At 30.8% G+C, this 11896-nt stretch carries 13 protein-coding genes; 9 read left to right on the top strand and 4 right to left on the bottom strand.

Translation table 11 applies throughout. The features are described 5' to 3' along the window. Positions 1-12: 12 nt before the first annotated feature. Together LX78_RS05145 and LX78_RS05140 are read right to left on the bottom strand one after the other, a co-directional pair. The gene (locus LX78_RS05145) at positions 13-639 is read right to left on the bottom strand and encodes a CPBP family intramembrane glutamic endopeptidase (protein WP_109681574.1); all 627 of its coding nucleotides are present in this window, start codon (positions 637-639) and stop codon (positions 13-15) included. Between the two features lie 2 nt (positions 640-641). After that, complete coding sequence (locus tag LX78_RS05140) at positions 642-1100, bottom strand: Lrp/AsnC family transcriptional regulator (RefSeq protein WP_109681573.1); 459 nt, start codon at positions 1098-1100, stop codon at positions 642-644. A gap of 164 nt (positions 1101-1264) precedes the next feature. On the opposite strand from LX78_RS05140, the gene LX78_RS05135 reads away from it, so the two are divergent. Beyond that, the gene (locus tag LX78_RS05135) at positions 1265-2470 is read left to right on the top strand and encodes an aminotransferase class I/II-fold pyridoxal phosphate-dependent enzyme (RefSeq protein WP_109681572.1); all 1206 of its coding nucleotides are present in this window, start codon (positions 1265-1267) and stop codon (positions 2468-2470) included. A 57-nt stretch (positions 2471-2527) separates the two neighbouring features. Here the strand turns inward: LX78_RS05135 and LX78_RS05130 are convergent, their stop codons facing one another. After that, positions 2528-3553, bottom strand: coding sequence for a metal-dependent hydrolase (locus tag LX78_RS05130; RefSeq protein WP_109681571.1), 1026 nt, complete (start codon positions 3551-3553; stop codon positions 2528-2530). 177 nt (positions 3554-3730) lie between these two features. After that, positions 3731-4456 (bottom strand): hypothetical protein, encoded by a 726-nt coding sequence (locus LX78_RS05125; RefSeq protein WP_109681570.1) that lies wholly within the window; start codon positions 4454-4456, stop codon positions 3731-3733. Between the two features lie 306 nt (positions 4457-4762). Here LX78_RS05125 and nhaC point away from each other — a divergent pair, with 306 nt between their 5' ends. From nhaC to LX78_RS05085, 8 genes are all read left to right on the top strand, one after another. Next, positions 4763-6229 (top strand): Na+/H+ antiporter NhaC, encoded by a 1467-nt coding sequence (nhaC, locus tag LX78_RS05120; RefSeq protein ID WP_109681569.1) that lies wholly within the window; start codon positions 4763-4765, stop codon positions 6227-6229. Positions 6230-6369: 140 nt separating this feature from the next. Continuing rightward, positions 6370-7008, top strand: coding sequence for a peroxiredoxin (locus LX78_RS05115; RefSeq protein ID WP_109681568.1), 639 nt, complete (start codon positions 6370-6372; stop codon positions 7006-7008). Positions 7009-7108: 100 nt separating this feature from the next. Next, positions 7109-7417 carry a thioredoxin family protein gene (locus LX78_RS05110; RefSeq protein WP_109681909.1) on the top strand — a complete coding sequence of 103 codons (309 nt, stop codon included), beginning with the start codon at positions 7109-7111 and terminating at the stop codon, positions 7415-7417. Positions 7418-7423: 6 nt separating this feature from the next. Further along, a complete protein-coding gene (locus LX78_RS05105; protein WP_109681567.1) occupies positions 7424-7681 on the top strand; it encodes a DUF6952 family protein in 258 nt (85 codons plus the stop codon). Positions 7682-7788: 107 nt separating this feature from the next. Continuing rightward, on the top strand, positions 7789-8295 hold the full coding sequence (gene tpx / locus LX78_RS05100) for a thiol peroxidase (RefSeq protein WP_109681566.1): 507 nt from the start codon (positions 7789-7791) through the stop codon (positions 8293-8295). Next, positions 8288-8656, top strand: coding sequence for a diacylglycerol kinase (locus LX78_RS05095; protein WP_109681565.1), 369 nt, complete (start codon positions 8288-8290; stop codon positions 8654-8656). The genes tpx and LX78_RS05095 overlap by 8 nt, the downstream gene beginning before the upstream one ends. A gap of 113 nt (positions 8657-8769) precedes the next feature. Beyond that, complete coding sequence (locus LX78_RS05090; protein WP_109681564.1) at positions 8770-11133, top strand: DNA translocase FtsK; 2364 nt, start codon at positions 8770-8772, stop codon at positions 11131-11133. A 65-nt stretch (positions 11134-11198) separates the two neighbouring features. Further along, positions 11199-11837 carry a LolA family protein gene (locus tag LX78_RS05085; RefSeq protein ID WP_109681563.1) on the top strand — a complete coding sequence of 213 codons (639 nt, stop codon included), beginning with the start codon at positions 11199-11201 and terminating at the stop codon, positions 11835-11837. Positions 11838-11896: the final 59 nt, after the last annotated feature.

The raw sequence follows: 11896 nt of genomic DNA, 5'->3' as shown, positions 1-11896 counted from the left end.
AATATTACTACTTTACGAAGGAAACCCAAGCATCTCTCCCATTCCAACAGTAAATAACCAACATCCATAAATGGCATGTTCAATTGAAACCAATAGAGTAGATTTTAATTTTGAATAAGTGAGCGCAAATAGAATACCTCCCAAGAAAGTCATGATTAATACTAAGGTGTTTCGGAAAAACAAATGTGCTAATGAAAATACAATAGCATTAATGAAAATAAACAGGTTTTTGTTTTTAAAAAAGGTTTGAAATCTTTGAAAATAAAATGTTCTAAAAATTAATTCCTGAGGATATACTGAAAAAACGCTATAAACAAATAAAATAATCAGCCATTTTAATGGCTTGTTTTGTACAACTTGAAACAATGATTCTTTATCTGTAAAATACACAAAAAGAGTTGTCAAAATAGCTATAACAGTTAGCTTAACAATAGTCTGTTTCCAAAATAACTTCCAATTAAGATACGTTGCAATTTTAAATTTATTGTTTTCAACCTTTAATAATACAAATACCACATATATAAACCCAAGTACACAAATAGCCAGTTTTAACCAAATTGAATAATCAAGAGTAAAACTGATAGGTATTAATATAAAAACTATAAAAAACTCAATTAGTTTATACGTGGTAGATTTCATAATTAAACAGTTATAGCAGTGGTATGTTTTACTTCATTTATTACAAACATACTGTGTGTACTACCAATATGGTTTATGGACGTAAGTTTATTCACCATAAATTCTCGAAAAGCTTCCATGTCTTCCACAATTACTTTTAAAAGGTAATCGTAATCGCCACTAATATGATAACACTCCAATACTTCTTCTAAATTGGCAACCTCTTTTTCAAATTTAACCACATAAGCCTGAGAGTGCTGTATAAGCTTAATATGACAAAATGCAACAAAATCTTTTTCTACTTTATCTTTCTTAACTAAAGCCACATATTTAGAAATAACGCCATTATTCTCCAGTTTTTTAATCCGTTCGTAAACTGCTGTTACTGATAGATTTAATTTTAAAGAAAGCTGCTTATTGGTTTGTTTGCTATCTGCCTGCAATAAGGCTAGTAATTTTTTATCAATCGCATCGAAAGTCATTTTGAAAAATTTTCAGTTTAAGTGAATTACAAACATTTTAAACTTATTATTAATCTACAAATATATCTATTTATAGATTTATTATCTAAAGAAAATTACCTCTATTGATATATTGCCTATTAATCACCATTTTTACATCACATTTAACTTAAATTAATAATATTATGGCTTTTAAACCAGCAAACAACATACAGGATCTACAATATTTTGGAGAATTTGGAGGCGTTAATCCTTCCATTTCAGATTCATCTACTTACACTTTTCTTTCAGCAAAAACCATGTTTGATACTTTTGAAGGTAATGCAGATGGTTGTTATTTATATTCTCGTCATTCTTCACCATCAAATCTATATTTAGGTGAAGCTTTAGCTGCAATGGAAGGCACAGAAACGGCTAATGTAACAGCCTCAGGAATGGGAGCCATTACTCCAGTAATCATGCAGCTTTGTGGTGCAGGAGACCATGTGGTTTCTAGTAGAACCATTTATGGTGGTACTTACGCTTTTCTAAAGAACTTTACGCCAAGATTTAATATTGAAACAAGTTTTGTTGATATCACAAAATTAGATGTAGTTGAAGCAGCTATTACACCAAATACCAAAGTGCTTTATTGCGAATCTGTTAGTAATCCATTATTGGAAGTAGCAGATATTGAAGGGCTTGCCAAATTAGCTAAAAAGCACAACCTAAAATTAATTGTTGACAATACCTTTTCTCCTCTTTCTATTTCACCAATTCAATTAGGAGCAGATATCGTAATCCATAGTTTAACAAAATTCATCAACGGCTCAAGCGACACAGTTGGTGGTGTTGTTTGTGGTACACAAGAATTTATAAACGATTTACGTAACGTTAACAATGGTGCTTGTATGCTTTTAGGTTCTACTATGGACAGTTTAAGAGCAGCATCAGTTTTAAAGAATTTAAGAACACTTCATATTAGAATGCAACAACACAGTTTGAATGCTACGTATTTAGCTGAAAAATTTGAAAAATTAGGATTAAAAACGGTTTATCCTGGATTAGCCTCACATCCTTCACATAGTTTATTCAAGTCTATGATGAACGAAAAATATGGCTTTGGTGGTATGTTAACAATAGACGTAGGTTCTATTGATAAAGCCAATGCTTTAATGGAGTTAATGCAAGAAAAAAACCTAGGATATTTAGCAGTAAGTTTAGGTTTTTATAAAACCTTATTCTCTGCTCCTGGAAGCTCAACCTCTTCTGAAATTCCTGAAGACGAACAAAAAGAAATGGGATTAAGCGATGGTTTAATTCGTTTTTCAATAGGCCTAGATGCAGATATTGATCGTACATATAACACCATGCGTGAATGTATGATTTCACTTTCTATTTTAAAGGCATAAAAATCATATAGAAATTATAATTTTTAAATAGTGCTTTAGCTCAATTCTAAAGCACTATTATTTTTTTCCTTTCAATCGTTCCCAAAGTACTGTTAAGGTTTCAGAAACATTATCTTCACTTCGTTGAAAGGGTTTCATATTTAAGTTTCCATTATCATTAAATAACACAAAACTAAAAACAGAAGAATTAGGATTGTTCTTATTTGTTAAAGGATAGCGTAGATCATTATACTTATACAAGTTATTATCCATCTTATAGATACTATAATAGTTATTACTAAACCAAGCCAATCTTTCGACACGTTTAAAATCATCAGCTGTTAAATCTCTAACTTTAGGTATTTTAGTCCAATCTGAGTATCTATTACCATTATCCAAGAGAGAATAATAACCTACATAGTAGTATGTTTCCGTTTCAACAGTCCCATACCAAAGGACATTATTAAAAATTGTAGGTTGGGTAAAATAACGTTGATATGCAATGCCTTCTTGTTTTAACGATGCTCTAAAAATGGAATCCATATAAACCTTATTCCCAAATGTAAAGAGCATATATGCTGAACTAACACCTATTCCTAACCTTAACCAAAGTGCCCTATTTTGAGAATTTCGTTTATAAAACATCATCACAAGGATGCTGAACAAGAAAGGTAAAGTGTAAATAGGATCAACTACAGAAATATTATTAAATGCTACGCGATATTTACTAAATGGAGCAAAAAGTTGCGTTCCATAAGGCGTAAAGCAATCTAGGATAGGATGTGTAAATAACGATAAAAAGAATAACCATATCCAAGCTTTCAAATTGGTAGTGTCTTTACGTTTTCCAGTATTGTATAATTTGTAAAAAAGCCATCCAAAAAAAAGGGCTCCTAGTACAGAAAATAATATGGAATGCATAAAGCCTCTATGAAATAACATGGCGTCAATTTCGTTGCCATAAAGCCAATTACCAACAAAGACATCTAAATCTGGAATGGTTCCACCAATAGCACCAAACAATAAGGCTTTATTCCCTATTTTTTTTCCTAGAGCTGCTTCGCCACACGCAGCACCTAAAACTATTTGAGTAAGTGAATCCATTTAAATACAAACATACATAACAAAAAGATAATCTATTCAATATTTATAGACTGGTCAAATTTTAGAATCATCAATTGGAATTATTCAAACCTTCTTATTGTATATATCATAGAGATTTTCAGTTATAACATTGAATAAACTGTATAGATTAAAATAATAATTATTTTAATCTAGAATCTAATCAGCTTTTATCAATTCAATATTCATGGTAGCAGAATTTGGTTTTACCCTTACGTTTGTATTTGTAATATCTGGAAAAAGATAGATTGATTGATTTGCGTTTAAATGAATAATCTTATTCATAACACAATTTATTTCTTTTGTAGCATCTAAATTCGAATGACAAAAAGAACCTGGAATCCGATCAGCAGTAGTAAAACCAGTAGCTAAACAAAACCCCAAAGTAATTGGGCCACCACCTGATTTATAGACCGAAATTGAATAAGTAACTCTATATACTCCTGCTTGAGAAACTTGAAAACTATTACTGTTTGCTGTTACACCTTGATTAACACCTACAGAACCAAACTCAATTGGCACACTACTATTTAATAGTTGTAAAGAAGCAGATTGAGATTTGTATATTTCACCATAAACCAATTCAATTTCTTTATTAACCCTATCCCATTGGTTTCCATCCCAAAAATAGAAACCTGGAGTAATATCATCTATTACTGTGTTTGTATTATATATTAATAAACTTACTTCTGGAGCCAGAATAGTAACAACATCTGTAGAAGACGTTAAAGCTATTCTAGGTATTAGAATACCTGAATTTGAACTATTAATTTCTAAAACCGAAGAAGCATGAGGAGATGTTGTCCCAATTCCAACTTGTGCAGAAAACTCAAAAGAAAAGAGATTAATAATACAAAAAAGCATGATAACTTTCTGAAAACTCATGACTAAAATAATTGTAAATCAAAGATATAATACAAATATTTAATTCTATTTTAAAAAAAGGTTATTTCGATAAACTAGGCAATAATTTAGTTATCGTGTATAAGCTTTTTAATTGTTTAGTCATTGACAAGTTAAGATCATAAAAAGTGAAGGATACCTATAATTTAAATATTTTAATTTTAATTAAAAAAAGGTATCATAAGTATTTGTCAAAATTAAATATTACTGTAACTCTCTTAAATAGTTTTTTTTTGCATACTTAAAGTGAAAATCGTAACATTACAATCCTAAAAACTAACTTAAGCAATGCAAGACGATAAAAATCTTTCCGAAATTGAAATCGAAGATCAAACAATTATTGAAAATAAGGAACTTAATATTTGGGAAGCATTAATTCCAGTTGTTCTTTTAATGATGATGTTAGCTTATAACATTTTTGTTGCAGATGGTGAAGCCTTAGGTGAGTATTCTAATCAGTTTATTTTATTAATTGGTGGTGGTATTGCTGCTATTGTTGGTTTTTTTAATAAAGTTAATTTTGGCATCATGCTGAAAGAAATATGGGAAAACTTAAAAAGTGTCTTTGTTCCTATTATGATATTATTTTTAGTTGGAGCTTTGGCTGGAACTTGGCTAGTAAGTGGTGTTATACCTGCTATGGTATATTATGGTTTACAAGTATTAAGTCCTGCTATATTCTTGCCTGCTTCAGTAATTATATGTGCCGTTATTTCTATTGCTACAGGTAGCTCTTGGACCACTTCTGCGACCGTTGGTATTGCTTTAATTGGAATTGGAAGTGCTTTAGGAATTCACACTGGAATGATTGCAGGAGCTGTTATTTCTGGAGCCTATTTTGGTGATAAAATGTCGCCATTAAGTGATACAACAAACCTAGCTCCAGCAATGGCAGGAACAGATTTGTTTACTCATATTAGATATATGTCTCTAACTACAGTTCCAACCATTATTATTACACTTATTACATTTAGTATTATAAGTATGTCTATCGATACTACTGGAAATGCAGATTTAAGTAGTTTATTAACCAGTATTGGTAAAACATTTAATATTACACCACTTTTATTTATTGTTCCATTGGCAGTAATTGCGCTTATATTATTAAAAACAAAACCATTAATTGCTTTAGGAGCTGGTGTATTACTAGCTGCTGTTTTTGCTTTTATTTTTCAACCAAATATTTTAGACGGATTAGCATCTTCTAAATTTGGCTCGATAATCAATGCTATTTTTACCGATACTCAAATTACTACAGACAATGAAAAGCTTAATGACTTATTCTCTGCTGGTGGTATGAAAGGGATGCTTTGGACTATCTTTTTAATTTGCTGCGCTATGGTTTTTGGTGGTACTATGGATGCTATTGGTGCGCTTTCTAGAATTACAAGGGCTTTACTCTCTGTTGCTACAACTGTATTTGGCTTATTTGCAAGTACTGTAATAAGCTGTTTAGGATTAAATACCATAGCTAGCGATCAATATCTAGCCATAGTTATTCCAGGAAAAATGTTTAAAAAAGCTTATCAAGATAAAGGCTTAGCTCCAGAGAACTTAAGTAGAACTTTAGAAGATTCTGGGACTGTTACCTCTGTTTTAATACCATGGAATACCTGTGGCGCTTATCAATCTGGTGTGTTAGGTGTTAGTGTTGCAGATTATTTTGTTTATGCAATTTTTAACTGGCTTAGCCCTTTTACTACACTATTCTTTGCAGCTTTACAGATTAAAATCAAACAACTTTCTTCAAAATAGAATTTTCTTATTGTTTTTTATTTTTATCATAAGTAAAACTTATAACACAATAAAAAATTAAGATTTTATTAGCCTTTAATAATCCTAATCTAGGCTATATTTGCATTAAAGAAATTTATTAATATTTAAACATAATACACATGGCATTTGTAGGTAAAAAATTCCCAAATTTAAACGTAGACGCAATGAACGAAATGGGAGACACTTTTAAAGTGAACGTTCTAGAAGAAGCGATAAATAACAACAAAAAAGTAATCTTATTTTGGTATCCTAAAGACTTTACTTTTGTATGCCCAACAGAATTACATGCTTTCCAAGCAGCTATGGAAGAATTCAAAAAACGTAATACCATTGTAATTGGTGCATCTTGCGATACTCCTGAAGTACACTTTGCGTGGTTAAACACTCCAAAAGATAATGGTGGAATTGAAGGTGTAACGTATCCAATTTTAGCTGATTCAAACAGAAATCTTGCTGCTACACTTGGAATTTTAGATATTACAAACGAACAATATAATGAAGAGACTGGAATTGTTACTGTTGATGGTGACAATGTAACCTATAGAGCTACTTATTTAATAGACGAAGAAGGAACAGTATTCCATGAAGGTATTAATCACATGCCAGTTGGAAGAAACGTCAATGAGTTTTTACGTTTAATTGATGCATATTCTCATGTTCAAAATCATGGAGAAGTTTGTCCAGCTAACTGGGAAGAAGGAAAAGATGCTATGAAAGCTAATGCTAAAGGAACTGCTGAGTACTTAGCCTCTCATTAAATCAATAAATTAAAAATTCCAATTGATATTGTTTTGGAATTTTGAAGTTGAAATTTGCCTGCCTGTCGGCAAGACAGGGAATTTGAAATATTTAAAAAATATGGTACAAGAATTAGAACAAGATAATCTTCAAGAGATTATTAATAATAACGACACAGTTGTTGTTCAATATTCAGCAACTTGGTGTGGTAACTGTAGAATTATGAAGCCTAAATTCAAAAAATTAGCTTCAGAAATGGATCAAACAACTTTTGTAATTGCAGATGCTGAAAAATTTCCAGAATCAAGAAAACTAGCAAAAGTTGATAATTTACCAACCTTTGCGACTTTCAAAAAGGGAGATTTTGTAAATCAGGTGCAAACAAACAAATTTGAAATTTTAAAAGATTTAGTTAATACCTTAAATTAATTTTAAATGAAATTACCATTAATAAAACACCTAACACAATTCATTGAAGAAAACGATGAGGATTTTGTTATTGAAACTATTGAAACTCTTGAATCTTTAACTGAAGTTCCTTCATTAAAAGATGAGGAATTAGATGTTATTGGAGAGCTTATTTCAAACATGTATGGAGCCATCGAAGTCAATAAAATGGTTAAAGATGGTACTCCTAAGAAAGAAGCGCTAAATAGTTTTATGAAACGTGTACTTGGTTCTATTGATAAATAATATTCATTTAAAAAAATATCAAATTATAAAAGCCTTTTCTAACTAGAAAAGGCTTTTTGTTTTAATCAATAATCATTACTTTTAACTATAAATTAAAAAAACAAATTATGGCAACAGTAACCTTACATGGAGACCCAATACAAACATCTGGAACGCTTCCAAAACTTGGAACAAAAGCACCAGACTTTAAATTAACAGTTACAGATTTATCAACACAAGTTCTATCAGATTTTGAAGGACACAAAGTTGTTTTAAATATTTTTCCAAGCATTGACACAGGTACTTGTGCGCAATCAGTTAGAGAATTCAATAAAGAAGCCTCAGAAATGGAAAACACAAAAGTATTATGTATTTCAAGAGATTTGCCATTTGCTCAAGCACGTTTTTGTGGTGCAGAAGGTCTTAATAATGTTTTAATGCTTTCTGATTATAAAGATGGTAGCTTTGGAAAAGCTTATGGTTTAGATTTTATAAATGGTCCTCTTGAAGCATTACACTCTCGTTGTGTTATTGTTCTTGATGAAAACGGAATTGTAACATATACCGAACAAGTTCCAGAAATTGTAGATGAACCAAACTATAAAGCATGCTTATATGCTTTACTAAATGAATAAAAAAGAATCGTTTTTAATAAATAGAATTAAAAGCATAAAATATGCTTTTAAAGGCGCAGTGCTTTTAATAAAAACCGAGTCTAGCATTAAAGTTCAAGTATTTATTGGCGTTTTAATGACAGTTATTGGCTTTTTTGTTGGACTGAGTGCAACAGAATGGATTATTCAAACACTAATTATTGGATTAATAATTTCTATTGAAGGCATAAATACTGCCATTGAAGAAATTGCAGATTTTATACATCCAGAATTTCATACAAAAATTGGTTTAATAAAAGACCTTGCTGCTGGAGCTGTTTTTATATTTGCAGTTGTAGCAATAATCATTGGTTGCATCATTTATTTTCCTAAGATTTTTTAAATACTTTTAGGACTAGGATAAACGTTAGTAATTTGTATTTTTGTTGCATTGTGGAAACAATGCAATCTTGACTTTTATTAAAATTAGATTTCTGTTTTTTACAAACAATACGTATGGCAAAAAATAAAACAAAAAAAACAAGCAAACCTAAAATTAAAGCCCCAAGTTTTAAAATGTCTAGTCAGCAAAAACTGATATTGGGTAGCTTTTTATCAATTTTAGGACTTTTACTTTTTGTTGCCTTTGTATCTTATATTTTTACTGGAAAAGCAGACCAAAGCACATTAACCGAATTTTCAACCAGAGATGTAAAAACTGAAAACTGGTTAAATAAAACAGGAGCTTGGTTAAGCGACTTCTTTATTTATAGAGGATTTGGAGTTGCTTCATTTATTTTTTCTGGACTCTTATTCCTTTCTGGTGTATTTATTTTAACAAATTCAAATCTCAGTAAATTAAGAACTCATTGGTTTTGGGGAACCTTTATTGTAATCTGGTTGTCTATTCTATTTGGTTTTTTTGCTAATACTTTAGATATATTAGGTGGTACTATTGGTTTAGAAATGAATACCTTCCTACAAGACTATTTAGGTAAAATCGGCACTTCTCTCCTACTTGTTTTTCTTCTAATTACATATTTAGCTATTAGGTTTAAAGTGACTGCTGAAACTTTTAAGAATCTGTTTCAAAGAGCATCAAAAGATATTAAACAAGACTTTAAAACTTCAAATGAAGACGTTTCAATTCCAATTGACAACGACTTAACTGCTGAAGCTGAAGATATAAAATCTGCATTTGAGTTATCTGTTGAAGATAAAGACGAAGAACCTAAAGAAACCGAAAAAGCAAAACCCATAACTGTAAAAATTGAAGAAAAAGTAGAGCCAGAAATGACTATTGAAGTTGAAGAAGTTGCAGAAGAACTATCTGAAACCGATAACTTATCTAATAAATTAGTTGAAGATTTTGGTCAATTCGATCCTACTTTAGAGCTTAGCAATTACAAATTCCCTTCATTAGATTTATTAAAAAAGTATGAAACTGAAGGGATTACTATCAATCAAGAAGAACTTGAAGAAAATAAAAACCGAATTGTAGAAACCTTAAACAACTACAAAATTGGTATTGCAAGCATAAAAGCTACCATTGGACCAACGGTTACATTATACGAAATTGTACCTGATGCAGGTATTAGAATTTCAAAAATTAAAAATTTAGAAGACGATATAGCTTTATCTCTTTCAGCTTTAGGAATTAGAATTATTGCACCAATTCCTGGTAAAGGAACCATTGGTATAGAAGTGCCTAATAAGAATTCGACTATAGTCTCAATGCGCTCAGTTATTGCATCACAGAAATTTCAAAAATCAGAAATGCAATTACCAATAGCTTTAGGAAAAACCATTAGCAACGAAACTTTTGTTGTAGACTTGGCAAAAATGCCTCACCTACTAATGGCTGGAGCAACAGGACAAGGAAAATCTGTAGGACTTAATGCTGTTTTAACTTCCTTACTTTACAAAAAGCATCCTGCCGAAGTTAAGTTTGTTTTAGTAGATCCTAAAAAAGTTGAGTTAACATTATTCAATAAAATAGAACGTCATTATCTAGCAAAACTTCCAGATAGCGAAGAAGCCATAATTACAGATAACACCAAGGTTATTAATACATTAAATTCCCTTTGTATTGAAATGGATAACCGTTACGAGATGCTTAAAAATGCTTTATGTAGAAACATTGCCGAATACAATGCAAAATTTAAAGCACGTAAGCTAAACCCAAACGATGGTCATCAATTTTTACCTTATATTGTTTTAGTTGTAGATGAATTTGCCGATTTAATAATGACAGCTGGAAAAGAAGTTGAAACACCAATTGCCAGATTAGCTCAGTTAGCTCGTGCTATTGGAATTCATTTAATTATTGCAACTCAAAGACCATCTGTTAACGTTATTACAGGTATTATTAAAGCAAATTTCCCAGCTAGAATTGCCTTTAGAGTTACAAGTAAAATAGATTCTAGAACAATATTAGATGGTTCTGGAGCAGACCAACTAATTGGACGTGGAGATATGCTATTTACTCAAGGTAACGATATGATACGTATTCAATGTGCGTTTGTAGATACACCTGAAGTTGAAAAAATTACAGACTTTATTGGTTCGCAAAAAGCATATCCAGATGCATACCTACTTCCAGAATATGTTGGTGAGGAAAGTGGCACAAGTCTTGATATAGATATCTTAGACAGAGATAAACTCTTTCGTGAAGCTGCCGAAATTATTGTAACAGCTCAACAAGGCTCTGCTTCTTTATTGCAACGTAAACTAAAATTAGGTTATAATCGTGCAGGAAGATTAATAGATCAACTAGAAGCTGCTGGAATTGTTGGTGGTTTCGAAGGAAGTAAAGCGAGACAAGTTTTAGTTCCAGATTTAGTAGCACTAGATCAACTTTTAGAAAATGAAACAAATTAATTAAATAAATTTCCTATCTGGTCTGTCTTATGGTAGTACTAAGGGAATGATTAAAATTTTATTAAATGAAAAAAATAACAGTAATTTTTACCCTCTTCATTTACGCCATTTCATTTGGGCAAGACACTAAAGCTAAAGCGCTTTTAGACGAAGTTTCGCAAAAAGCAAAAAGCTACGAAAACATTTCGCTAGATTTTAAATATGTATTAGATAACTCTGCTGAAAATATTAAACAGGAAACTCGTGGAGATGTTGTTATGCAAGGAGATAAATACCGATTAAACATTTTAGGAGCCACACGTATCTTCGATGGTAAAACGTTATATAGCATCAGTCCTGATGATGAAGAAGTAACAATTTCATCGGATGTCTCTAATGAAGACAGTAACATTACGCCAAGTAAAATGCTATCGTTTTATGAAGATGGTTACTCCTACAAAATGGACATTATTCAAGATGTAAAAGGAAGAAAAATACAGTATGTAAAATTAACACCTATAGATTCCAATTCCGAAATTAAAAATGTGCTACTAGGAATAGATGCGCAAACAAAACACATATACAATTTAATTGAAGTTGGCAAAAATGGCACTAAAACTACATTAACTGTTAATTCTTTTAAAACAAACGAACCTATATCGAAATCCTTATTTACTTTTGATAAGAACAAGTATAAAGACTATTATATAAACAAATTGGATTAAGTAACTTTTGAAAATTTTAGATAGATACATACTAACCTCTTACCTAAAAACTTTTATCA

Source organism: Xanthomarina spongicola, assembly GCF_003148645.1.
Classification (GTDB): domain Bacteria; phylum Bacteroidota; class Bacteroidia; order Flavobacteriales; family Flavobacteriaceae; genus Xanthomarina; species Xanthomarina spongicola.
Note: the sequence above shows the minus strand (reverse complement) of the source record. Positions and strands in the feature narration are given on the sequence as shown.

Excerpts from the sequence above, each read along its gene's own strand:
- LX78_RS05125 (WP_109681570.1), bottom strand. The coding sequence starts at position 4,456 with ATGAGTTTTCAGAAAGTTATCATGCTTTTTTGTATTATTAATCTCTTT.
- nhaC (WP_109681569.1), top strand. The coding sequence starts at position 4,763 with ATGCAAGACGATAAAAATCTTTCCGAAATTGAAATCGAAGATCAAACA.
- LX78_RS05105 (WP_109681567.1), top strand. The coding sequence starts at position 7,424 with ATGAAATTACCATTAATAAAACACCTAACACAATTCATTGAAGAAAAC.
- LX78_RS05085 (WP_109681563.1), top strand. The coding sequence starts at position 11,199 with ATGAAAAAAATAACAGTAATTTTTACCCTCTTCATTTACGCCATTTCA.
- LX78_RS05090 (WP_109681564.1), top strand. The coding sequence starts at position 8,770 with ATGGCAAAAAATAAAACAAAAAAAACAAGCAAACCTAAAATTAAAGCC.
- LX78_RS05140 (WP_109681573.1), bottom strand. The coding sequence starts at position 1,100 with ATGACTTTCGATGCGATTGATAAAAAATTACTAGCCTTATTGCAGGCA.
- LX78_RS05110 (WP_109681909.1), top strand. The coding sequence starts at position 7,109 with ATGGTACAAGAATTAGAACAAGATAATCTTCAAGAGATTATTAATAAT.
- LX78_RS05115 (WP_109681568.1), top strand. The coding sequence starts at position 6,370 with ATGGCATTTGTAGGTAAAAAATTCCCAAATTTAAACGTAGACGCAATG.
- LX78_RS05135 (WP_109681572.1), top strand. The coding sequence starts at position 1,265 with ATGGCTTTTAAACCAGCAAACAACATACAGGATCTACAATATTTTGGA.
- LX78_RS05095 (WP_109681565.1), top strand. The coding sequence starts at position 8,288 with ATGAATAAAAAAGAATCGTTTTTAATAAATAGAATTAAAAGCATAAAA.
- LX78_RS05145 (WP_109681574.1), bottom strand. The coding sequence starts at position 639 with ATGAAATCTACCACGTATAAACTAATTGAGTTTTTTATAGTTTTTATA.
- tpx (WP_109681566.1), top strand. The coding sequence starts at position 7,789 with ATGGCAACAGTAACCTTACATGGAGACCCAATACAAACATCTGGAACG.
- LX78_RS05130 (WP_109681571.1), bottom strand. The coding sequence starts at position 3,553 with ATGGATTCACTTACTCAAATAGTTTTAGGTGCTGCGTGTGGCGAAGCA.